Consider the following 21722-nt stretch of genomic DNA (forward strand, 5'->3'; position numbering starts at 1 on the left):
TAAACAGGCTTACTTATCAGATTAAGGAATTGCTCAGGTGATTGGTCGTTTAAGAGGCAACATTCTGGAAAAACAGCCGCCGCTGGTGTTGATTGAGGCGCACGGTGTCGGTTATGAAGTGCACATGCCAATGACCTGCTTTTACGAGCTGCCGGAGATCAATCAGGAAGCGATTATCTTTACGCAGTTTGTGGTACGCGAAGATGCGCAACTGCTGTTCGGTTTCAATAACAAGCAGGAACGCACGCTGTTCCGCGAGCTGGTGAAGGTGAATGGCGTTGGGCCAAAACTGGCGCTGGCAATTCTGTCTGGCATGTCGGCCCAGCAGTTCGTGACCGCCGTTGAGCGACAAGAGATTGCCTCGCTGATCAAACTGCCGGGCGTGGGTAAAAAAACCGCCGAGCGTTTGATTGTGGAGATGAAAGACCGCTTTATCGGCATGCACGGCGATCTGTTTGGTGGTGATTCAACCTTTACGTTGACCACGCCATCTGCTGCACAAGACAATAACGATGCTGAAGCCGAAGCGGTATCAGCGCTGGTGGCTCTGGGCTATAAACCGCAGGAAGCCAGCCGTATGATCAGCAAAGTCGGTAAACCGGATGCGGATTGCGAAACCCTGATTCGTGAAGCCCTGCGCGCAGCTATTTGAGGTAAAGCATGATTGAAGCCGATCGTCTGGTCTCGGGCAGTTCCTTTAATGAAGAAGAAACGCTCGACCGTGCCATTCGTCCCAAGCTGCTCACGGAATATGTTGGCCAGCCGCAGGTGCGCGAGCAAATGGAGATTTTCATCCAGGCTGCGAAACTGCGTGGCGATGCACTCGATCATCTGCTGATTTTCGGCCCGCCGGGACTGGGTAAAACTACGCTGGCTAACATCGTCGCTAACGAAATGGGCGTCAATCTGCGTACCACGTCCGGCCCGGTGCTGGAAAAAGCCGGCGATCTGGCGGCGATGCTCACTAACCTCGAACCGCATGACGTGCTGTTTATTGATGAGATCCATCGGCTGTCGCCGGTGGTGGAAGAAGTGCTGTATCCGGCGATGGAAGATTATCAGCTGGATATCATGATTGGTGAAGGTCCGGCAGCGCGTTCGATTAAGCTCGATCTGCCGCCGTTTACCCTGATTGGTGCCACGACGCGTGCCGGTTCTTTAACTTCGCCGCTGCGCGACCGTTTCGGCATCGTGCAGCGCCTTGAGTTCTATAATGTACCAGATCTGCAGCATATCGTGGGTCGTAGCGCGGCCTGTCTTGGCCTGGCGCTGAGCGAAGAGGGCGCGCTGGAGATAGCGCGTCGTGCACGCGGAACGCCGCGTATCGCTAACCGCCTGCTGCGCCGCGTGCGTGACTTTGCGGAAGTGCGCGCCAACGGCAATCTGAGCGGCGAAGTATCAGCCAGCGCGCTGGATATGCTTAACGTCGACAGCCAAGGTTTCGATTACATGGATCGCAAACTGCTGCTGGCGATTATCGATAAGTTCTCGGGTGGTCCGGTTGGCTTAGATAACCTGGCAGCGGCGATTGGCGAAGAGCGGGAAACTATTGAGGATGTGATTGAACCCTTCCTGATCCAGCAAGGATTCATTCAACGCACGCCGCGTGGCCGGATGGCCACGCAGCATGCTTACAAACACTTTGGTATCAGTCGCGAAGAGTAAACCGGCGTTATGCCGCCGGTTTTTTTGCCATGCTAATGATGAACAATACTGCCGCGCATAACACCACTGAAGGACCGGCTGGCGTATCGTAGCTGGCGGAGAAGGTCAGTCCACCGGTCACTGCGATAATACCTGCAATCACCGCAAAACCGGCCATCTGTTCTGGCGAGCGCGAGAAGCGACGTGCCGTCGCCGCCGGGATAATCAGTAACGACGTAATAATCAAAGCACCGACAAACTTCATCGCTACGCCGATGGTTAATGCGGTGACCAGCATCAACATCAAACGCGTGCGCTGAATGTTAACGCCATCCACCTGTGCCAATTCCGGGCTGATGGTCATCGACAGCAGCGAATTCCACTGCCACGCCATCACCGCCAGTACAATCGCCACGCCGCCGCCCATCATCCACAAATCATCGGGCGTCACCGCCAGCAGATCGCCAAACAGGTAAGCCATCAGATCGACACGCACGCCTTGCATCAGACTGACGACCACTAAACCCAGCGACAGCGCACTGTGCGCCATAATGCCGAGCAGCGTATCAATAGCCAGATGCGGGCGTCGCTCCAGCCACACCAATCCCAACGCCAGACACACGGTCACCAAAATCACCGCATAGTAAGGATTCACGTTGAGCAGCAAACCAAACGCCACGCCCAGTAAGGACGCATGCGCGAGTGTATCGCCGAAGTAAGACATGCGGCGCCAAACCACAAACGAGCCAAGTGGACCGGCCGCCAGCGCCAGCAACACGCCGCCCAGCCAGCCAGGTAATAACAGTTCAATCATGACGGGCCATTTCCTTTGCGCAGAACAATGCGTCCCTGTAAATCGTGACGGTGATTATGATGATGACGATAAATCGCTAGCTGCTGCGCGCCGCGTGGGCCAAACATCGCAATAAACTCGGGATGTTGTGACACCGCTTCCGGCGTGCCGGAACAGCAGATGTGATGGTTGAGACACAGCACTTCGTCGGTTTTCGCCATCACCAGATGCAGGTCGTGTGAAACCATCAGCACACCGCAGTTCAGTTCGCGGCGCAGCTGATCGATCAAATCGTACAGCGCGACCTGGCCATTGACATCAACGCCTTGTGTCGGCTCATCCAATACCAAAAGCTGCGGTTCATTGAGTAATGCACGCGCCAGCAAAACACGTTGTGTCTCACCGCCGGAAAGTTTTTGCAGCGTTGCATGCAGCAGATGCCCGGCCTGTACGCGCTTGAGCGCCGGCAAAATGGCATCGCGTTTGGTGCCGCGCGACAGGCGCATAAAGCGTTCCACGGTGATCGGCAACGTTGGGTCGATGTGCAGTTTTTGCGGCACGTAGCCGATACGCAAATCAGCGGCGCGCTTGACGCTGCCGCTGGTGGGTTTCAGTAGCCCCAACACCGCGCGAACCAGCGTGGATTTACCGGCGCCGTTCGGGCCGAGCAGGGTGAGAATTTTCCCCGGCTCAAGTGCGAGGCTTATACCTGCAAGCACCGGACGCTGGGAGAACTTCACAGAAATGTTTTCAAGGGTAACAAGTGGCGACATGTTATTTACGGGTTGCATTGAATTTCGAATGTTATAATATCACATTCCATCAACGGGTCACGATGGAATGACGTATTATGTTACACAATAAAAAGCGCCTGATTTTCACCCTTACTGCTGCGGCAATTGGCGCGGCAAGCGCATTACCCGCGCACTCCGCAGTTGTCGCTTCAATCAAACCTATCGGATTTATCGCAGCGGCTATCGCAGAGGGTATTACGCCGGTTGAAGTATTGCTGCCTGATGGCGCCTCAGAGCATGATTATGCCTTGCGTCCCTCTGATGTAAAACGTATTAAAAACGCAGACTTAGTAGTATGGACAGGCCCAGAGATGGAAGCCTTTCTTACTAAGTCAGCGGCCGAATTACCCGCCAATAAAAACCTCGAAATTGCCGCATTGCCGGGCATAAAACCGCTATTGATTAGCGGCGATGATGAAGATGAGGAACATGAGCATGGTCACGATCACGATCATGACTCAGAAAATTCCGAAGACCAGGACGGGTCTCATGCGCATCACCACCACGGACAGTTTAATATGCACCTGTGGATGTCCCCTGACATGGCCTTACAATCTGCGGTTGCAATCCATGGAAAATTATTGGAACTTATGCCGCAAAGCAAAGCCAAACTTGACGCTAATCTGCAGGAATTTAAGGCAGAATTAGCCGATGCAGACAAACACATCGGCGCGCAACTCGCGCCTGTGCGGAACAAGGGTTATTTCGTTTTTCACGATGCTTACAGCTACTTTGAAAAACATTACGGTTTGTCACCTTTAGGTCATTTTACCGTCAATCCTGAAATCCAGCCGGGCGCCCAGCGTTTACATCAAATACGAACACAGTTGGTTGAGCAGAAAGCCGTTTGCGTTTTCGCTGAACCACAATTCAGACCGGCCGTCATCGATGCCGTGTCCCGTGGAACTTCCGTACGTAAAGGCACGTTAGATCCGTTGGGTATGGACATCAGCTTATCCAAAGACAGCTACGTGAAATTTCTTTCACAGCTGTCGAGCCAGTATGCGAGCTGCCTGAATGGAGCATGAGGAATAGGTAAAAGTGCAGCAGATAGCCCGCTCTGTCGCCCTCGCATTTAACAATTTGCCGCGCCCCCACCGCGTTATGCTGGGTTCATTAACCGTTGTCACATTGGCCGTCGCAGTATGGCGGCCTTACGTTTACCATCCGCGTGATGTTGCCCCCATCGTGAAAACCATTGCGTTGGATAAAGATGAACTGCGCACGCTGTTGCCCGAAGCCAGCGAGCCGATTGACCAGACAACGGAAGAACCGTCCGACGATATTCCTGCTGACGACATTGATAATGACGTTCCGGACAATCCCAACGTACATGAGTACACCGTCTCTTCAGGTGATACGCTGAGCAGCGCGTTAAATCAGTACGGTATTGAGATGGGCGATATCAACGCATTAGTCAGTAGCGATAAAGATCTGCGTAACATGCGCGTTGGTCAGCAACTGAGCTGGACGCTGGATGCTGATGGACAACTGCAAACCTTCAGCTGGGAAATTGATCGTCGTGAAACCCGTACTTATCAGCGCGCCGACAACGGCAGCTTCAAGATGCAGCAGGAGCTGCAAAAGGGTGAGTGGCAAAACAACGTACTGAAAGGTGAAGTGCGCGGCAGTTTTGCTGCCAGTGCCCAGCGTGCGGGCTTGACCAGCGCAGAAACCAGTAACGTCATCAAAGCGATGCAGTGGCAGATGGATTTCCGCAAACTACGCGCCGGTGATGACTTCAGTGTGCTGATGTCACGTGAAATGCTCGATGGCAAAAGTGCCCAAAGCCAATTGCTTGGCGTGCGTTTACGCACCGGCGGTAAAGACTATTACGCCTTCCGTGCGGAAGACGGCAAGTTCTACGATCGCAACGCGTCTGGTTTAGCGCGTGGCTTTATGCGTTTCCCTACGGTTAAGCAGTATCGTGTCTCTTCCAACTTCAATCCGCGTCGCCTTAATCCGGTAACCGGCCGTATTGCACCGCATAAAGGTGTCGATTTCGCGCTGCCTATTGGTACGCCTGTGTTAGCCGTGGGCGATGGTGAAGTGGTGATGGCGAAAAACGGCGGTGCTGCCGGGAATTACGTGGCAATTCGTCACGGTCGTCAGTACATGACGCGTTATATGCACCTGAGTAAAGCGTTGGTGAAACCGGGGCAAAAAGTGAAACGCGGCGATCGTATTGCGTTGTCGGGTAACACCGGACGTTCAACCGGTCCGCATCTGCATTATGAAGTATGGATCAACAATCAGGCGGTGAATCCATTGACGGCAAAACTGCCGCGCATGGAGGGTCTGACGGGTAAAGATCGCAGCACTTACATGGCGCAAGTCAAAACCTGGTTGCCGCAGTTGACGCTGAAATAGCGCATAATTGCGCGTAACACTTAAAAACCGACGGATTCTTCGTCGGTTTTTTGCTATCTGGCGCATGAAGATTGCAAAATTAACCACCGTCACTATTATTGACCGGTCATTGTCAGAGGCGAGTGCATGGAAACCCGAAAGAAAAATAACAGCGAGTTTATTCCCGTTTTTCAACGTTCTTTTTTAAAGCCGAAATACTGGGGAAGTTGGTTGGCGGTTGGCGCGCTGGCCGGCATGGCTTTACTTCCCGCTAAAGTGCGCGATCCGATACTGGGCGGATTGGGCAAGTTCGCCGGTAAGCTGGCGAAAAGTGCGCGCCGCCGTGCGCTGATCAATCTCTATTATTGCCTGCCGGAATTGAGTGAAGCGCAGCGCGAAGAGATTGCTGATCGTATGTTTGCCACCGCACCGCAGGCGATGGCGATGATGGCCGAATTAGGCATGCGTAATCCTGAGCATGTGCGCAAGCGTGTTGACTGGCACGGCCGGGAAATCATTGAGCAACTGCAGGCCAATAAAGAAAACGTCATTTTCCTGGTGCCGCATGGCTGGGGCGTGGATATTCCAGCGATGCTGCTGGCGTCTGAAGGCCAGATGATGGCGGCGATGTTCCACAATCAAAGCGATCCGTTAATGGATTATCTGTGGAATACCGTGCGACGCCGTTTTGGTGGCCGTATGCATGCGCGAAATGACGGCATTAAGCCGTTTATCGCGTCGGTGCGTCAGGGTTATTACGGCTATTATCTGCCGGACCAGGATCACGGTCCGGAACACAGCGAATTTGTGGATTTCTTTGCTACTTACAAAGCCACATTGCCTGCAGTGGGCCGCCTGATGAAAGTATGCCGCGCACGCGTTGTGCCGCTGTTCCCGGTGTACAACAGTGAAACCCATCGTCTGGAAATCTATGTGCGTCCGCCAATGGATGACCTGCTGGATGCCGATGACAATACGCTTGCTCGTCGCATGAATGAAGAAGTTGAAGTGTTCGTGCGACCGCATCCAGAACAGTACACCTGGATTCTGAAGCTGCTGAAAACGCGTAAGGAAGGGGATATCGAACCTTATGCGCGCAAAGATCTTTATCCTCGTAGGAAATAAACATGGGGCCGTCTGGCCCCTTTATCATTCTATTGCCGCCACATGACTGCGACGTTTACGTTCGCGCAGGAACAGTGTCACCAGACCAAACCACAGCACGCCAGCGGCGAAGTTAATTCCGCTAAACCACGGTGTGCCGCCGCTGAAGTAGCCACCTTTCGCCAGCTCAATGCCTACCGCTAAGGTCAGAATACTGATCATACCGAGCATCGCCGCCACGCTGCCTTTTCCTTCGTTGCTGGAGTAAAGCGTCAAACGGTACAGACCGGCATTCACCATGCCTGCGCCGAAAGCGTACAAGCTTAACCCGGCGGTCAGCAGCAGATAGGTGTGACTATCGAGCAAATTAGCCAGCAGCGAAATACTCAAACCAATCAGAATCGGCCAGGCGGCAAATTTCACCGGCTGCTCAATCGGCACGCGTCCAGCCAGTTTGCCGAGCGTGATGTTGCCGGCAATCATCGCCAGAAACACCGGCAACTGCAGCAGCGCATACTGCATGCGTGACAATCCTTCATCGTGCATCAGAATCACTGGCGACAGCGCTACCCACGTCAGGATCGGAATAAACACCAAACCAATGGCAAAAGATCCGTACATCACCTGACGATCGCGCGCCAAACGCGCATAGCCGCGCGCCAGCGTTGGCAGGGCGATAGAGTGACTGCGATCGCCAGCGGTTTCCGGCATGACGCGCCACAGCAGGGCAAACGCAATCACGCTGCAGATGGCAAACAGCCAGAACATGCTGCGCCACTCGCCAACGGTGAGCCACGCGGCTCCGGCCAGCGGACCAGCGAGCGGTGCCAGCAGCGCGACGTTGGCCATCAGCGCCATCATGCGTACTGCCAGCGCTTCGTCAAAGGCTTCCTGCACCGCTGCGTAGCTGACGGCGCCAATAAAGCACAGGCTAATACCTTGCACAAAGCGCAGCGCGACAAACTCCTCAATGCTGCTCACCCACGTGGTCAGAATACAGGCGGCGGCAAAGAACAGGATGCCAAACAGCAGCACCGGCCGGCGGCCATATTTGTCAGAGAGCGGACCGAGCAGCCATTGCAGCACTACGCCGCCCATCAGATACGCGGTCAGCGAGGTCGAAACCCATTCCGGGCCGACGCTGAATTCAGACGTCACCAGCAGCATGCCGGGCTGAATCATGTCATGCGCGATATAGGTGGCGAACTCAAACAGTACCAGCGCGAGCGGGAACAGCAGCACGCGCCCGGTGAGTTGAGTAATAGGTTGATAGCGGGCCATCTGGCCTCCTTGTCAAAAAAATAAAAACGCGACTGCCAGGCAGTCGCGTTTGTCCATGTTGTTACAGCCGCTGTCGGTGGTGCGTATTAATCTACGCGCAGTACACGGCTGGTATTGGTGGTGCCGGTGGTCGACATCACGTCGCCCTGGGTGACAATCACCAGGTCGCCTGAAACCAGGAAACCTTTTTCGCGCAGCAAATTCACTGCATCGTGCGCGGCAGCAACACCATCGTTGTTGCTGTCGAAGAACACTGGCGTAACACCACGGTACAGCGCCGTCAGGTTCAGCGTACGTTCGTGACGTGACATGGCGAAGATCGGCAAACCGGACGTGATACGTGAGGTCATCAGCGCGGTACGGCCCGATTCGGTCATGGTGATGATCGCTGAAACCCCTTGCAGATGGTTGGCAGCATACATCGCCGACATGGCAATCGCTTCTTCGACGTTATCGAACTGTACTTCCAGGCGGTGCTTAGAAACGTTAACGCTCGGGATTTTCTCTGCGCCGAGGCACACTTTCGCCATCGCTGAGACGGTTTCAGCCGGATACTGGCCAGCAGCGGTTTCCGCCGACAGCATCACCGCATCGGTACCATCCAGCACGGCGTTCGCCACGTCCATGACTTCGGCACGCGTTGGCATTGGATTGGTAATCATCGACTCCATCATCTGCGTGGCGGTGATGATGGTACGGTTCAGCTGGCGAGCGCGACGGATCAACGCTTTCTGAATACCCACCAGTTCAGGATCGCCAATCTCCACACCCAAATCGCCACGCGCAACCATCACCACGTCAGAGGCGAGGATGATGTCATCCATCGCTTCCTGTGAGGCAACGGCTTCAGCACGTTCCACTTTCGCCACCAGTTTGGCGTCGCAGCCGGCGTCGCGCGCCAGACGGCGGGCATAATTCATATCTTCGCCGTTACGCGGGAAGGAGACCGCCAGATAATCCACGCCGATTTTCGCGGCGGTAACGATATCAACTTTGTCTTTCTCGGTCAGCGCATCGGCAGAGAGACCTCCGCCGAGTTTGTTGATGCCTTTATTGTTGGAGAGCGGGCCGCCGACGGTGACTTCGGTGAATACTTTTACGCCCTGAACTTCCAGCACTTTCAGCTGCACGCGACCGTCGTCCAGCAGCAGGATATCGCCGGGCACTACATCTTCTGGCAGGCCTTTATAGTCGATACCGACTTTTTCTTTATCGCCTTCGCCTTTGGTTAAATCAGCATCCAGCAGGAAACGATCGCCGACGTTGAGGAACACTTTGCCTTCTTTGAAGGTCGATACGCGAATTTTTGGGCCTTGCAGGTCGCCAAGGATCGCTACGTGACGACCCAGTTTCGCCGCGATTTCACGGACTTTATTGGCGCGCTGCTGATGATCTTCCGGTGTGCCGTGGGAGAAGTTGAGTCGTACAACGTTAGCGCCCGCCGCGATGATTTTTTCGAGGTTGTTGTCGCGATCGGTGGCTGGACCGAGGGTTGTAACGATCTTGGTTCTTCTGAGACGTCTGGACATGAAGGACTCCGTTAGCAAAGTATCGTGTCGCTCTCAAGTGACACGTAGTGTTCATCTATTCTATATGATCGATGGGCTGTGATTCGACTCACATTGTGAATGTGATGTTAATTATTTTCCTGCGCCTGTTTCTCCAGGCGTGAATCTTTCAGCGCTTCTTTCACCCGTTTCAAATTTTCACGGAAAGCAGCGCCGCGCTCAAGGGTAAACCCTGTCGCCAGAACATCAATCACGGTTAATTGTGCGAGGCGGGAAACCATTGGCAGGTAGATATCGGTATCTTCGGGTACGTCGAGCGTCAAAGCCAGCGTGGCTTCCGCCGCCAGCGGGGAACCCGGAGAAGTGATAGCCAGCACAGTGGAAGCGTTTACACGCGCCAGGCGAGCCAGTTCTACCATATTTTTGGTGCGACCAGTATGTGAGATGAGAACAAACACATCGTTTGGACCACTATTTATGCAACTCATGCGCTGGATCACAATATCCTCTGACCAGATGACCGGCAGATTAAATCGCAAAAATTTATTGGTGGCGTCATGTGCCACGACGGCGGAGGCACCAAGGCCGAAAAAGGCAATTTTATGCGCCTTTGACAGCGCCTGAACCGCCTGACGAATCACCTGAGAATCGAGTTGCTGACGGACGCGGCTGAGGCCCGCTAACGCGGAATCAAAAATTTTGTGGCTATAGCTTTCCACACTGTCATTTTCTTCCACATCGCGACTCACCCAGTTCGGGCTTTTGACCAGGCTCTGCGCGAGTTGCAATTTGAAGTCAGGAAAGCCGCGCGTGCCCATACGATGGCAGAAGCGATTCACCGTCGGTTCGCTGACGTCAGCGGCGCGAGCCAGCGTGGCGATGCTGGAGTGCATCGCCTTTTGCGGCGCGGCAAGAATCTGCTCTGCGACTTTACGTTCTGATTTGCTTAACGCATCGAGTTGCGCCTGAATCTGTTCCAGCATGGTTTAACCTAATGAGCGTCAATCACTTTTTCGCGTTCATCAATCAATGAAATCGCTGCCAATTCACAAGAATATACCGTGTAATAGCCCCTCGCACGCAGCGGAGGACAAATGTAAACGCGATTTTTTTGCGATACTTTGATCGCTGACGTGTTTTGCCACGACAAATATCGAAACAGAAAATGTGCTCAAATGGCACGCTACAACACACTTAACACCTTTATTACGTTCACAGTTAACGCCAGCAAAACACTGCGTTCGGGTTGTCCTAAACCCGCTAAAAACGTACATTGTGCTGTAAGAAAATTACAATAAGGACCTGGCGTGATGAGAACGCTCAAGCCGGGTATATCCTGCAACGAGGAGAGGAAAATGGCGGTTACACAAACAGCCCAGGCATGCGATCTGGTGATTTTCGGTGCCAAAGGCGATCTCGCGCGCCGTAAACTGTTGCCATCACTGTATCAGCTGGAAAAAGCCGGTCAGATTCATGAAACCACTCGCATTATTGGCGTGGGTCGCGCGGATTGGGATAAAGCCGCGTATACCAAAGTGGTACGTGAAGCGCTGGAAACCTTCATGAAAGAGAAGATCGATGAAGCGCTGTGGGACACCCTCAGCAGCCGTCTCGACTTCTGTAACCTCGACGTAAATGACACCTCGCATTTCACCAAACTGGGCAAAATGCTTGACCAGAAAAACCGCGTCACCATTAACTACTTCGCCATGCCGCCAAGCACCTTTGGCGCGATTTGCGACGGTCTGGGCGCCGCCAGGCTGAACGCCAAACCGGCACGCGTAGTAATGGAAAAGCCGCTCGGCACCTCATTGGAAACCTCACAAGAGATCAATGACAGCGTCGGCAAATACTTCGAAGAAGGCCAGGTTTTCCGTATTGACCACTATCTCGGTAAAGAGACGGTGCTCAACCTGCTGGCGCTGCGTTTTGCCAACTCCATCTTCGTCAACAACTGGGATAACCGCACTATCGATCACGTGCAGATCACCGTGGCAGAAGAGGTGGGCATCGAAGGCCGTTGGGGTTACTTCGACAAAGCCGGCCAGATGCGTGACATGATTCAGAACCACCTGTTGCAGATCCTCACCATGATTGCCATGTCGCCGCCGTCCGATCTGAGCGCGGATGCGATTCGTGATGAAAAAGTGAAAGTGCTGCGCTCACTGCGTCGTATTGATCAAACCAACGTGCGCGAGAAAACCGTACGCGGTCAGTACACCGCCGGCTTTGTGCAGGGCAAGAAAGTGCCAGGTTATCTGGAAGAAGAGGGCGCTAACAAGCAGAGCGCCACGGAAAGCTTTGTTGCTATTCGCGTGGATATCGATAATTGGCGTTGGGCTGGCGTGCCGTTCTATCTGCGTACCGGCAAGCGCTTGCCAACCAAATGCTCTGAAGTGGTGGTGTATTTCAAGAATCCTGAGATGAACCTGTTTAAGGATTCGTACGCTGAACTGCCGCAGAACAAGCTGACCATTCGTCTGCAGCCGGACGAAGGCGTGGATATCGAAATCCTCAACAAAGTGCCGGGACTTGACCACAAGCATAAACTGCAGACCACCAAGCTGGATCTGAGCTACTCCGAAACCTTCAACCAGTCGCATCTGGCCGATGCTTACGAGCGTCTGCTGCTGGAAACCATGCGCGGTATTCAGGCGCTGTTTGTGCGTCGTGATGAAGTTGAAGCAGCGTGGGGCTGGGTGGATTCGATCATTGATGCCTGGAGCGCCGATGCCGAAGCGCCGAAGCCGTATCAGGCGGGAACATGGGGACCGGTTGCCTCTGTCGCGATGATAACTCGCGATGGCCGTTCCTGGAACGAGTTCGAATAGAAACCTCGTGTTGAGCCCGCCAAATGTGCGGGCTTTTTTACGTCCAGAATTCATTTTTCTGAAAAGTGAACCAGAGTTTCAAAAAATTCTGATATCCGATGGACGCCGCTCCAGACGATCTTGTATGGTAGAGCCCAATTATTGACAGCGTGGCTAAACGCCGGGCTGATGCAACTAAGGAAACGTGATGAAGAACTGGAAAACAAGTGCTGAACAGATCCTGAAAACTGGCCCGGTCGTGCCGGTCATCGTGGTGAACAAGCTGGAACACGCGGTGCCGATGGCGAAAGCGCTGGTGGCTGGCGGTGTGCGCGTGCTGGAAGTGACGCTGCGTACCCCGGTGGCGATGGACGCGCTGCGTGCAATGATTAAAGAAGTACCGGAGGCGATTGTCGGTGCGGGCACGGTGATCAACACCCAGCAACTGAAAGAAGTCACTGACGCCGGTGCGCAGTTTGTCATCAGCCCAGGATTGACGGAATCGCTGCTGAAAGCCGCGGTTGAAGGTCCGGTGCCATTGATTCCAGGTATCAGCACGGTTTCAGAACTGATGACCGGCATGGATTACGGCCTACGTGAGTTCAAATTCTTCCCGGCGGAAGCCAATGGTGGCGTGAAAGCATTATCCGCGATTGGCGGTCCGTTCCCGCAGGTGCGTTTCTGTCCAACCGGTGGCATCTCGCCAGCCAACTATCGGGATTATCTGGCGCTGAAAAGCGTGCTGTGCATTGGCGGTTCGTGGCTGGTACCGAATGATGCGTTGGAAAGCGGTGACTGGGATCGCATTACGCGTCTGGCGCGTGAAGCGGTTGAAGGCGCTCGCGCATAAGTTCATGAATCGGTCGCCATTGATGGCGACCACTTAATCTTACTTAACCTTCGACTTGTACCGCGGCCGCACTCGCCACGGCGTGCGCGATAGCGTCATCGGTGTTTTCACCGGTTGCCAAAGCCACGCCTAAACGGCGCTGACCGGCGATTTCCGGCTTACCAAACAGGCGCAGCTGCAATCCGGCGCCCAGCGCGGCTTCGATATTCCCGAACACGACGTTCTGGCTGTTCAGCTCAGGCAAAATCACTGCCGACGCAGCGGGACCGTATTGACGAATGCCGCCAATCGGCAGGCCGAGGAAAGCGCGCACATGCAGCGCGAACTCGGACAGATCCTGCGAAATCAGCGTGACCATGCCGGTATCATGCGGACGCGGTGACACTTCGCTGAACACCACTTCATCACCGCACACGAACAGCTCCACGCCAAACAGGCCGTATCCACCGAGCGCTTTTACCACGTTAGCGGCGATATCCTGCGCGCGTTGCAGCGCCAGTTCACTCATCTGCTGCGGCTGCCATGATTCACGATAATCGCCATCTTCCTGACGATGACCAATCGGCGCGCAGAAGTGAATGCCATCTACTGCGCTGATGGTCAGCAGGGTGATTTCGAAATCAAACTTCACCACGCCTTCAACGATCACGCGGCCCGCACCGGCACGTCCGCCTTGCTGCGCATAATCCCAGGCTTTTTCCAGCTGGCTGGCTTCGCGAATAAAGCTCTGGCCTTTACCGGATGAGCTCATCACCGGCTTAACGATGCACGGGAATCCAATCGCCTCAGCCGCAGCCACAAAATTCTCTTTGCTGTCAGCAAACTGGTAAGTCGAGGTCGGTAAGGACAACTCTTCCGCCGCCAGACGGCGAATGCCTTCGCGGTTCATGGTCAGACGTGCGGCGCGTGCGGTCGGCACCACTTTCTGACCTTGCGCTTCCAGCTCCAGCAGTTTTTCGGTGGCAATGGCTTCAATTTCTGGTACCACGAAGTGCGGCTTTTCCTCGGCAATCAGCGCGGCCAGCGCGTCGCCGTCCAGCATGTTGATCACATAGCTGCGATGCGCAACGTGCATCGCCGGAGCATCGGCGTAACGATCCACCGCGATCACTTCCACACCAAGACGCTGGCACTCAAGTGCCACTTCTTTGCCTAATTCGCCTGAACCTAACAGCATGACACGCGTAGCGGCAGGGCGCAGCGCGGTTCCGAGAGTCGTCATAATTTCACCTTAGCAGTCAAAATGCGCGCGCAGTATAAACGAAAACGTTTGCGTACTCACGCTTTCGCCGCGATCAGGTTTGCCATACTTTTCCCGCTCTGACGTTAACTGACACAGCCTGCGGCAGCATGGAGAACGGAAAAGTAAACAGGAGTTAAACGATGAGCAATTGGCTGCAGCAAATTCAATCGGTGCTAGCGAAAAAGGGCGGAGACGGAAAATCGGGCGGTTTAAGTGACATGCTGGCCCCCGGCGCATTGGGCGGGCTGGCGGGATTGCTGGTAGGCAGCAAATCCACGCGTAAGCTGCTGACCAAATATGGCGGCAAAGCCTTGCTGTTGGGCGGTGGCGCGGCGGCGGGCGCGCTGTTATGGAACAAATACAAACAGCGCATACGTGAAACCCATCAGGACGATGCGGGCTTCGGCCAGCTGCAAACGCCGATGGATCAACGCGCAGAGCGTCTGGTCACGGCGCTGGTGTTCGCAGCGAAAAGTGATGGTCACATTGACGATCAAGAGCGTGCCGCAATTGAGCAAAATATCCAGCAGGCCGGCTACGGCGCACAAGCCGAAGCGCTGATTCAGCAGGCGATGAATCGCCCGCTCGATCCTAACTGGCTGGCCGCTGACGTTAAAAACGAAGAAGAGGCGCTGGAACTCTATTTCCTCAGCTGTGCAGCCATTGATGTCGACCACTTTATGGAGCGTAGCTATCTCTCCGCGCTCGGCGATGCGCTGAAAATTCCCCAGGATGTGCGCGACGGTATCCAGCGCGATATCGACGCGGAAAAAGCCGCCTAATTACGTACGAAGGTTGCATTCGCAGCCTTCGCTTTTCATCTTTTGCCTGGCCTGCGTAAAGCGATGCTGCGTGTAGCTTGGCATCGTGCGTGATTAGTGCCACGCTTGCTGAATGTTGTCCTTCAGGGAGAAGAGCCTAATGAATCAGCCACACGCGAAAAAAATTCCCCATGTCATGAAGCTGCACGGTGAAACGCGCATCGATAATTATCACTGGTTACGTGATGACGACCGCGAGAATCCAGAGGTGCTGGCCCATCTGCACGCCGAAAATGATTACGGCCATGCGATGATGGCGTCGCAGAATCCGCTGCAGGAACGGGTACTGAAAGAGATCGTTGACCGCATTCCACCGCAGGATCACTCGGTGCCCTATGTGAAAAACGGTTATCGCTATCAAAGCCGCTATGAAGTGGGCAACGAGTATCCGGCTTATTTCCGGCAGCCCGTTGACGCGCCAGCTGATGAGCCCTGGCAGCTGTTGCTGGATGGAAACCAGCGGGCTGCGCACAGTGATTTTTACACCATGGGCGCGCTGGCGATTACACCGGACAATCAGGTGATGGCCTTAGCGGAAGACTTCCTGTCGCGCCGCCAATACGGCATTCGCTTCCGTAATTTGCAGAGCGGTAGCTGGTATCCGGAAGTGCTGACCAATGCGTCATCCAGCGTTGCCTGGGCCAACGATTCCCGCACGCTCTATTACGTGCGTAAGCATCCGAAAACGCTGCTGGCATATCAGGTGTGGCGCCATGAGCTGGGACATCCGCAATCTGACGATCAGCTGGTGTATGAAGAGAAGGATGACTCTTTTCACCTCAGCGTGCATAAAACCACTTCCGAGCACTTCATTCTGATTGCGTTGTACAGCACCAACACCAGCGAGATTTTGCTGATCGATGCCGAATATCCGGATGCGCAGCCACAAACCTTTTGTCCGCGTCGCCGCGACCACGAATACAGCATCGATCACTACAATCATCAGTTCTACATTCGCTCAAATCGCGACGGTAAAAATTTCGGGCTTTATCGCAGCGCGTGGCTGGCGGAAGCGCGCTGGCAATCGCTGATTCCGGCGCGTGACAACGTGGTGCTGGAAGATTTCCAGCTGTTCCGCCATTGGCTGGTAGTCGAAGAGCGTCAGCACGGCGTAAACACCTTGCGGCAGATAAACTGGGAGAGCGGCGAAAGCTTTGGTATCGCCTTCGACGATCCCGCCTATGTCACCTGGCTTGCCTACAATCCTTCGCCGGAAAGTGACACCTTGCGCTACGGCTACTCTTCGATGACCACGCCGACCACCTTGTTTGAACTGAACATGGAAACCGGCGATCGTCGCGTGCTAAAGCGCACGCCGGTACCGGGCTTCAAATCTGAGGATTACAAAAGCGAGCATCTGTGGATCACGGTGCGCGATGGGACCGAAGTTCCGGTTTCGCTGGTCTATCACCGCAAGCATTTCCAGCGCGGCAATAATCCGTTGCTGGTGTACGGTTACGGCGCTTACGGCAGTAGCATGGATGCCAGCTTTGGCACCAGCCGCATCAGCTTGCTGGAGCGCGGCTTCGTCTACGCGATAATTCACGTGCGCGGCGGCGGCGAGCTCGGCCAGCAATGGTACGACGGTGGCCGCCTGAAGAATAAAATCAACAGCTTCACCGACTTTATTGATGTCACCGAAGCGCTGGTGGCGAAGGGTTATGGTCATCGCCAGCAGCTCTACGCGATGGGCGGCAGCGCCGGCGGATTACTGATGGGCGGCGTGGTGAACATGGCGCCGGAGCTATTCCATGGCGTGGTGGCGCAGGTGCCATTTGTCGATGTGGTGACGACGATGCTCGATCCGACAATTCCGCTGACCACCGGCGAGTACGATGAGTGGGGCAATCCCGAACAGGCGGAGTTCTATCACACCATTCGCCAATACAGTCCGTATGACAACATCGAGGCCAAAGCCTATCCGCATTTGCTGGTCACCACCGGTCTGCACGATTCACAGGTGCAGTATTGGGAACCGGCTAAGTGGGTGGCGAAACTGCGTGAGCTGAAAACCAACGATTCGCTGCTGTTACTTTGCACCGAGATGGATTCTGGCCACGGCGGTAAATCGGGCCGCTTCAAAGCGTATGAAGGGGTGGCGCAGGAGTTCACTTTCCTGATTGGCCTGGCGCAGGGCAGCTTGCCAGACCGCGTCGATTACTGATCGCTCTTCACATACTTGCGCAGCGCCTGCCGTAACGGTGGGCGCAAATCACGCACATTTTCCAGCACCCAGCGCAGATAGCCGGGATCTTTACGCGCGATACTGCCAATACTCTGACCGCGATATTTGCCGAACGGGAACACATCGCCGCTCACGGGCGCGGGCTGGCACAAATTCGCCATCTGCTCGGCGTTCCAGCCGGAGGTCTCCATAATGCGGATCAGCAGCGCAGCGGTGACGTAGCAGTCATACAATGCGCGGTGCGCATGCAGTTCGGCCGGTGGCGTGACATCCAGCTTCAGGCTGTGGCGCAGCGCCTGATTGCCATATTTGATGCCTGGCCACAGCTGACGCGCCAGCGTCATGGTGCAAATCCATTCGCCCGGCATAGTGGGCAACATGCGGCGATCAAAACTGGCGTTGTGCGCCACGTAATGCGGACTGCCGTGATAGCGGCCAATCGCTTCTTCAATCGTAGGTTTGCCCATCACCATCGCTTCCGTAATGCGATGTACCGCCATCGCCTGACGACTGATTGGGCGATCCGGGCAGATTAAGTCGCTCATCGGATTGACGATCTGACCATCAATGACATCCACCGACGCCACTTCCACCACGCCACCCTGCAGGCCGCAGGTTTCGGTATCAATTACACGTAACATAAATTACTTCTGCTTCGGTTCGTAGGGCAGGCGCGACAGGCTAAGCGAAGCCTGGCGATAGTTCATTAAGCGCTGACGAAACCAGTCACGCAGCGCTTCAGGCTGCTCGCGTTCCACCATTTCGGCAATCACCGGCATATTGTAGCGCTCTTTGAATGCAACGCCCGCGGCGGCCAGATCGACATTGACTTTGTCTTTCTCTTCCTGCGAGAGCAGGGCAAGGTTTTGGCTCATGCTTTTCTCCTGATAAACAGGGGCAAAAGTAATGGTTTCGGACCCAGGGATCAAGCGGATTGGATCGCACCGCAAGTCTCGACACCTGCGGATCGGCGGCGTATCCTGCTGCCACGTTTGCGGTGGTTTGCCGCATTTAATAGGGAAGAAGTCATGAAGAAAACTGCGTTCAACGCTGTTGTCGCGCTACTTCTGGCGTCATCAACGCTGGCCTTCAGCCAGGTTGCTATGGCACACGCTCACCTGAAAACCCCGGTACCAGCCGACAAAGCGGTGGTAGAAACCTCCCCGCAGAATTTAACGTTGACCTTTACCGAGGATGTTGAAGCGGCATTCAGTGGCGTGGATGTGCTCAATGCACAACATCAACCGGTGGCGGTTGGAAAAGCCAAACTCAACGATAAACAACACGATCAGCTGATTGTACCGATCAGCCAGCCGCTGCCGTCGGGCAACTATCATGTGAACTGGCATGTGCTGTCCGTTGATGGACATAAAACCAAAGGCAGCTACACCTTCAGCGTGAAGTGATTGATGAGTTTGAGTACGCTGTGGATTGGCCTGCGAGCGCTGCATTTTTTGTCGGTGCTGCTGCTCGCCGGTAGCGCCTTTTATACCGCGCTACTGGCGCCGCGCCGCTATCGTCCGATGCTATCACAGCGTTTAGCTTTACTTCTCCGTACCAGCGCGCTGCTGAGTTTGTTTAGCGCCCTGTTGATGCTGGCAACGCAAACCGGCTTGATGAGCGGCGACTGGCGCAATGTCAGTGACAGCGCAACCTGGCAGGCGGTGCTCAGCACGCGCTTCGGCCGGGTTTGGCGTTGGGAAATCGCTTTTGCACTGCTGAGCACGTTAGCGCTGCTGCGTGGCACACTGCGGCAAAATCTGCTGCTATGCAGCGGCCTGTTACAGTTGGTGGCGTTAGCCGGTGTTGGGCATGCCGCGATGCGCGATGGCTGGCCCGGATTGCTGCAACAAGGCAATCACGCGCTGCATTTGATTGCGGCTGCATTCTGGGCGGGCGGATTACTGCCGCTGTTATTACTGATGCGTGAAGCGCGGCAGATCGCTTTTCGCACCGATGCGATTCGCTGCATGATGCGCTTCTCGCGTTACGGTCACCTGGCGGTGGCGCTCGCGCTGCTGACGGGCATCATTAATAGCGTGCTGATTGCCGGTTCGCCGTTGCATTGGCAAGCCACGCTGTGGAGCGAACTGCTGGTGGTGAAAGTGCTGCTGGTCATGCTGATGATCGCTATTGCGCTGACCAATCGCTATCTGCTGGTGCCGCGCTTTCGCCTGGCGGCCAGTAACGCAGCGCATCTGTTTATTCGCCTGACTCAGCTTGAGCTGCTGCTGGCCATTATTGTAATTGGGTTGGTGAGCGTGTTTGCCACGCTGTCACCGGCCTGAATGTAACATTCAAGAAGATGAAATGAGGTCGATATTTTGCTGAAGAAACTGATTCCAGCTTGCGTATTGATGGCGCTGTGCAGCCAGGCGATGGCGGCACAGATTATTACCGTCAGCCGTTTTGAGATTGGAAAAGACAAATGGCCCTTCACCCGCGAAGAGGTGATGTTGACCTGCGAGAAAGACGGCGCGCTGTTCGCGATTAATCCAGGCACTTTGTTGCAGTATCCGCTCAACGATAAAGCCTTTGCGCGCAAAACAGCCGGGCAGGGCACACTGCAATCGATCGACACCATTGTCGCCGTTGATAAAGCCCATCCAGGCCAGAAAATGAGTCTGCAACCGATCATCGACCGCGCACAGCAACTGTGCGGTAAGTAATCCCATATTCTCAGGCGTAGCGCACAATTCTGCCGCTACGCTTGCTTTCTCGTTCTGTCACCACGATCACAGAGTTGTCACCTTTCGCAACCAAACCGCATGATTGGCTGGAAAACCAGCAATCCTGGTCTACCTTTAAATGGCAAGGCGTCCTCGCCTGCAAAAATGCCAACTTTTAGCGCACGGCTCCCAAAGAGCCATTTCCCTGGACCCGATACAGGAATCGTATTGGGTCTTTTTTTATCTGCATAATAATGAATTGTCTGCACGCGTTAGGCTTACCTTTATGCTGGCATCTACACTTAATTCTCTAAGCAACTCAGGAGGATTTATGTCTGATAGACCGATCGAAGCGGATGAGCTTGAAGAAGATACTAAGGTGAAGCCGGATGAGCATGAAAAAGACGATGAGAGTCTGGCACCGGAGTCGGGCGACAAGCAGCCTGATTGATGATTAAACCCACTTCGGTGGGTTTTTCTATTTTCTGTTTTTCTTTTTTATATGAAATAAAAATTTTTTTACCTTGCTACCTGGTAAGATAAATGCGTTAATGCGTCGTCGGTCTGAATAGCAGACAGTTAGAAGGTTAGTTCCCATTGTATTTCTCATCCCGGTTAGTGCCGCTTCAAGCCCTTTCTCTTTGAGTCTTATCCTAAGTTCTGATTCGTATCTGCAACTCGGCCCTTACGCCAATAGGCTCATTTAAAAGGTAAAAATTATGTCTAATAAAATTCTTGGAACGGTAAAATGGTTCAACTCAGAAAAAGGCTTCGGCTTTATTTCTCCTGAAAATGGCAGCAAGGACGTTTTCGTCCACTTCTCAGCCATTCAGGGCACTGATTATCGCTCACTTGATGAAGGTCAGCGTGTTGAGTTTTCAGTTGAAGATGGTCCAAAAGGTCCGTCTGCAACAAATGTATTAGGTCTGTAATTATTCGCATTTATAATCGTTTAAGATGTCCGCATTGCCAGAGTTCACAATATCGCACCTCCGCGTTCGATATTACGAAAATGAACCCACATGGCGCTAAATGTATTTTCTGCAAATCATCAATGATTGTGTTGAAAACGGCGTAATAGCGGACATTCTGCCCTGATAATTATCAGGGCTTATCAGGTAATTTCCTGATATCAGAATCATTAGCACTGCTCAGGCAGTGCTTTTTTATTTTAAATACCCTCGCATATCTTCACTTATTCCCACGTTTACCATCTTACCCACATGCTACTTTTTCTCTTATTCCGAAATAAATTACCGTCATAGAGAGAATCTTGCGAGATGCACAAGCCCGTTATCCTGATCGCCTTGCTGCTGAGTGGTTGCGCACTGAAACAGTATCCGCAGTCTGCCAAAGTGAGCGATGCCGAAGCGCAAACCTATGACTGTGCAGCACTGAATCAGGAGATCGCTAAAAGCCAAAGCGTTAAGCAGCAGATTGATAAAACCGGCGAGTTTGATGCGCTAACGGTATTGGGATTCGTCGGGGATTTTGGTATCGGTAACGGCATTGCAAAGGCCAGCGCTAACAGCAAAGTGAAGGCGCGCCTGGAGCAGTTGCAGAAACTGCAATCAGTGCGTTGCGCGCACGGTGCAACTTAATAATTAGCCTTCTGAGCATTTACCCCGACAATTGTGCGGTCAAATAGCTGCAGCCAGCATGCATGAAAAA

Annotated in this window: 23 protein-coding genes; 15 read left to right on the forward strand and 8 right to left on the reverse strand. The window is 54.0% G+C overall.

The genetic code is table 11. The features are described from left to right. The first annotated feature begins 37 nt into the window (after positions 1 to 37). Both ruvA and ruvB read left to right on the forward strand, forming a co-directional pair. Positions 38 to 652, forward strand: a complete 615-nt coding sequence (ruvA, locus tag K5Y33_RS04395; protein WP_007889559.1) for a Holliday junction branch migration protein RuvA — start codon at positions 38 to 40, stop codon at positions 650 to 652. 8 nt (positions 653 to 660) lie between these two features. Beyond that, the gene (gene ruvB / locus K5Y33_RS04400) at positions 661 to 1665 is read left to right on the forward strand and encodes a Holliday junction branch migration DNA helicase RuvB (RefSeq protein WP_007889560.1); all 1005 of its coding nucleotides are present in this window, start codon (positions 661 to 663) and stop codon (positions 1663 to 1665) included. Between the two features lie 7 nt (positions 1666 to 1672). Here ruvB and znuB read toward each other — a convergent pair whose 3' ends face one another. After that, the gene (gene znuB, locus K5Y33_RS04405; protein WP_101764158.1) at positions 1673 to 2458 is read right to left on the reverse strand and encodes a zinc ABC transporter permease subunit ZnuB; all 786 of its coding nucleotides are present in this window, start codon (positions 2456 to 2458) and stop codon (positions 1673 to 1675) included. Beyond that, the gene (znuC, locus tag K5Y33_RS04410) at positions 2455 to 3210 is read right to left on the reverse strand and encodes a zinc ABC transporter ATP-binding protein ZnuC (RefSeq protein WP_101764609.1); all 756 of its coding nucleotides are present in this window, start codon (positions 3208 to 3210) and stop codon (positions 2455 to 2457) included. The genes znuB and znuC overlap by 4 nt, the downstream gene beginning before the upstream one ends. Before the next feature lie 77 nt (positions 3211 to 3287). On the opposite strand from znuC, the gene znuA reads away from it, so the two are divergent. From znuA to lpxM, 3 genes are all read left to right on the forward strand, one after another. After that, positions 3288 to 4259, forward strand: coding sequence for a zinc ABC transporter substrate-binding protein ZnuA (znuA, locus tag K5Y33_RS04415; RefSeq protein WP_101764159.1), 972 nt, complete (start codon positions 3288 to 3290; stop codon positions 4257 to 4259). Positions 4260 to 4272: 13 nt separating this feature from the next. Continuing rightward, positions 4273 to 5601 (forward strand): murein DD-endopeptidase MepM, encoded by a 1329-nt coding sequence (gene mepM, locus K5Y33_RS04420; RefSeq protein WP_101764160.1) that lies wholly within the window; start codon positions 4273 to 4275, stop codon positions 5599 to 5601. A gap of 126 nt (positions 5602 to 5727) precedes the next feature. Further along, positions 5728 to 6705, forward strand: a complete 978-nt coding sequence (gene lpxM / locus K5Y33_RS04425) for a lauroyl-Kdo(2)-lipid IV(A) myristoyltransferase (protein WP_101764161.1) — start codon at positions 5728 to 5730, stop codon at positions 6703 to 6705. A 24-nt stretch (positions 6706 to 6729) separates the two neighbouring features. Here the strand turns inward: lpxM and K5Y33_RS04430 are convergent, their stop codons facing one another. The 3 genes from K5Y33_RS04430 to K5Y33_RS04440 all read right to left on the reverse strand — a co-directional run bounded on the left by K5Y33_RS04430 (position 6730) and on the right by K5Y33_RS04440 (position 10456). Further along, positions 6730 to 7965, reverse strand: coding sequence for an MFS transporter (locus K5Y33_RS04430; protein ID WP_192234108.1), 1236 nt, complete (start codon positions 7963 to 7965; stop codon positions 6730 to 6732). 86 nt (positions 7966 to 8051) lie between these two features. Further along, a complete protein-coding gene (gene pyk / locus K5Y33_RS04435; protein ID WP_101764163.1) occupies positions 8052 to 9494 on the reverse strand; it encodes a pyruvate kinase in 1443 nt (480 codons plus the stop codon). 107 nt (positions 9495 to 9601) lie between these two features. Then, a complete protein-coding gene (locus K5Y33_RS04440; RefSeq protein ID WP_222233324.1) occupies positions 9602 to 10456 on the reverse strand; it encodes a MurR/RpiR family transcriptional regulator in 855 nt (284 codons plus the stop codon). A 372-nt stretch (positions 10457 to 10828) separates the two neighbouring features. Here K5Y33_RS04440 and zwf point away from each other — a divergent pair, with 372 nt between their 5' ends. Together zwf and K5Y33_RS04450 are read left to right on the forward strand one after the other, a co-directional pair. Beyond that, the gene (gene zwf, locus K5Y33_RS04445) at positions 10829 to 12304 is read left to right on the forward strand and encodes a glucose-6-phosphate dehydrogenase (protein WP_222233325.1); all 1476 of its coding nucleotides are present in this window, start codon (positions 10829 to 10831) and stop codon (positions 12302 to 12304) included. A 187-nt stretch (positions 12305 to 12491) separates the two neighbouring features. Continuing rightward, entirely contained in the window at positions 12492 to 13133 is a 642-nt protein-coding gene (locus K5Y33_RS04450) for a bifunctional 4-hydroxy-2-oxoglutarate aldolase/2-dehydro-3-deoxy-phosphogluconate aldolase (RefSeq protein ID WP_008110463.1), read from the forward strand. Positions 13134 to 13176: 43 nt separating this feature from the next. On the opposite strand, the gene purT is transcribed toward K5Y33_RS04450, so the two are convergent. After that, entirely contained in the window at positions 13177 to 14355 is a 1179-nt protein-coding gene (gene purT / locus K5Y33_RS04455; RefSeq protein WP_222233326.1) for a formate-dependent phosphoribosylglycinamide formyltransferase, read from the reverse strand. A gap of 161 nt (positions 14356 to 14516) precedes the next feature. Here purT and K5Y33_RS04460 point away from each other — a divergent pair, with 161 nt between their 5' ends. Both K5Y33_RS04460 and K5Y33_RS04465 read left to right on the forward strand, forming a co-directional pair. Continuing rightward, a complete protein-coding gene (locus tag K5Y33_RS04460; RefSeq protein WP_137385935.1) occupies positions 14517 to 15158 on the forward strand; it encodes a tellurite resistance TerB family protein in 642 nt (213 codons plus the stop codon). Positions 15159 to 15297: 139 nt separating this feature from the next. Then, entirely contained in the window at positions 15298 to 17361 is a 2064-nt protein-coding gene (locus tag K5Y33_RS04465; RefSeq protein WP_101764168.1) for a prolyl oligopeptidase family serine peptidase, read from the forward strand. On the opposite strand, the gene exoX is transcribed toward K5Y33_RS04465, so the two are convergent. Next, the gene (gene exoX, locus K5Y33_RS04470) at positions 17355 to 18023 is read right to left on the reverse strand and encodes an exodeoxyribonuclease X (RefSeq protein WP_101764169.1); all 669 of its coding nucleotides are present in this window, start codon (positions 18021 to 18023) and stop codon (positions 17355 to 17357) included. The genes K5Y33_RS04465 and exoX overlap by 7 nt on opposite strands. Before the next feature lie 3 nt (positions 18024 to 18026). Beyond that, positions 18027 to 18257 (reverse strand): DNA polymerase III subunit theta, encoded by a 231-nt coding sequence (locus K5Y33_RS04475; protein WP_008110458.1) that lies wholly within the window; start codon positions 18255 to 18257, stop codon positions 18027 to 18029. Positions 18258 to 18410: 153 nt separating this feature from the next. Between K5Y33_RS04475 and copC the strand changes: the two genes are divergently transcribed. The 6 genes from copC (at position 18411) to K5Y33_RS04500 (ending at position 21652) form a co-directional block, all read left to right on the forward strand. Then, positions 18411 to 18788 (forward strand): copper homeostasis periplasmic binding protein CopC, encoded by a 378-nt coding sequence (copC, locus tag K5Y33_RS04480; protein WP_222233327.1) that lies wholly within the window; start codon positions 18411 to 18413, stop codon positions 18786 to 18788. A 3-nt stretch (positions 18789 to 18791) separates the two neighbouring features. Further along, a complete protein-coding gene (gene copD, locus K5Y33_RS04485; protein WP_222233328.1) occupies positions 18792 to 19670 on the forward strand; it encodes a copper homeostasis membrane protein CopD in 879 nt (292 codons plus the stop codon). A 33-nt stretch (positions 19671 to 19703) separates the two neighbouring features. Then, complete coding sequence (locus K5Y33_RS04490) at positions 19704 to 20051, forward strand: YebY family protein (protein WP_061718597.1); 348 nt, start codon at positions 19704 to 19706, stop codon at positions 20049 to 20051. 719 nt (positions 20052 to 20770) lie between these two features. Then, positions 20771 to 20983 (forward strand): cold-shock protein, encoded by a 213-nt coding sequence (locus K5Y33_RS04495; RefSeq protein ID WP_007889586.1) that lies wholly within the window; start codon positions 20771 to 20773, stop codon positions 20981 to 20983. Positions 20984 to 20985: 2 nt separating this feature from the next. Continuing rightward, entirely contained in the window at positions 20986 to 21129 is a 144-nt protein-coding gene (locus tag K5Y33_RS23630; protein WP_101764610.1) for a cold-shock protein, read from the forward strand. A 202-nt stretch (positions 21130 to 21331) separates the two neighbouring features. Then, entirely contained in the window at positions 21332 to 21652 is a 321-nt protein-coding gene (locus tag K5Y33_RS04500) for a hypothetical protein (RefSeq protein WP_222233329.1), read from the forward strand. Positions 21653 to 21722: the final 70 nt, after the last annotated feature.

Origin of the sequence: Pantoea sp. DY-17 (genome assembly GCF_019795975.1) — a bacterium.
Lineage (GTDB): Bacteria > Pseudomonadota > Gammaproteobacteria > Enterobacterales > Enterobacteriaceae > Pantoea > Pantoea leporis.

What these genes read in the sequence shown, in the direction of transcription:
- exoX (WP_101764169.1), bottom strand. Translation starts at nt 18,023, where the DNA reads ATGTTACGTGTAATTGATACCGAAACCTGCGGCCTGCAGGGTGGCGTG.
- K5Y33_RS04495 (WP_007889586.1), top strand. Translation starts at nt 20,771, where the DNA reads ATGTCTAATAAAATTCTTGGAACGGTAAAATGGTTCAACTCAGAAAAA.
- K5Y33_RS04460 (WP_137385935.1), top strand. Translation starts at nt 14,517, where the DNA reads ATGAGCAATTGGCTGCAGCAAATTCAATCGGTGCTAGCGAAAAAGGGC.
- znuC (WP_101764609.1), bottom strand. Translation starts at nt 3,210, where the DNA reads ATGTCGCCACTTGTTACCCTTGAAAACATTTCTGTGAAGTTCTCCCAG.
- zwf (WP_222233325.1), top strand. Translation starts at nt 10,829, where the DNA reads ATGGCGGTTACACAAACAGCCCAGGCATGCGATCTGGTGATTTTCGGT.
- K5Y33_RS04475 (WP_008110458.1), bottom strand. Translation starts at nt 18,257, where the DNA reads ATGAGCCAAAACCTTGCCCTGCTCTCGCAGGAAGAGAAAGACAAAGTC.
- K5Y33_RS04500 (WP_222233329.1), top strand. Translation starts at nt 21,332, where the DNA reads ATGCACAAGCCCGTTATCCTGATCGCCTTGCTGCTGAGTGGTTGCGCA.
- lpxM (WP_101764161.1), top strand. Translation starts at nt 5,728, where the DNA reads ATGGAAACCCGAAAGAAAAATAACAGCGAGTTTATTCCCGTTTTTCAA.
- pyk (WP_101764163.1), bottom strand. Translation starts at nt 9,494, where the DNA reads ATGTCCAGACGTCTCAGAAGAACCAAGATCGTTACAACCCTCGGTCCA.
- copD (WP_222233328.1), top strand. Translation starts at nt 18,792, where the DNA reads ATGAGTTTGAGTACGCTGTGGATTGGCCTGCGAGCGCTGCATTTTTTG.
- znuA (WP_101764159.1), top strand. Translation starts at nt 3,288, where the DNA reads ATGTTACACAATAAAAAGCGCCTGATTTTCACCCTTACTGCTGCGGCA.
- K5Y33_RS04430 (WP_192234108.1), bottom strand. Translation starts at nt 7,965, where the DNA reads ATGGCCCGCTATCAACCTATTACTCAACTCACCGGGCGCGTGCTGCTG.
- K5Y33_RS04440 (WP_222233324.1), bottom strand. Translation starts at nt 10,456, where the DNA reads ATGCTGGAACAGATTCAGGCGCAACTCGATGCGTTAAGCAAATCAGAA.
- purT (WP_222233326.1), bottom strand. Translation starts at nt 14,355, where the DNA reads ATGACGACTCTCGGAACCGCGCTGCGCCCTGCCGCTACGCGTGTCATG.
- ruvB (WP_007889560.1), top strand. Translation starts at nt 661, where the DNA reads ATGATTGAAGCCGATCGTCTGGTCTCGGGCAGTTCCTTTAATGAAGAA.
- znuB (WP_101764158.1), bottom strand. Translation starts at nt 2,458, where the DNA reads ATGATTGAACTGTTATTACCTGGCTGGCTGGGCGGCGTGTTGCTGGCG.
- K5Y33_RS04465 (WP_101764168.1), top strand. Translation starts at nt 15,298, where the DNA reads ATGAATCAGCCACACGCGAAAAAAATTCCCCATGTCATGAAGCTGCAC.
- copC (WP_222233327.1), top strand. Translation starts at nt 18,411, where the DNA reads ATGAAGAAAACTGCGTTCAACGCTGTTGTCGCGCTACTTCTGGCGTCA.
- K5Y33_RS04450 (WP_008110463.1), top strand. Translation starts at nt 12,492, where the DNA reads ATGAAGAACTGGAAAACAAGTGCTGAACAGATCCTGAAAACTGGCCCG.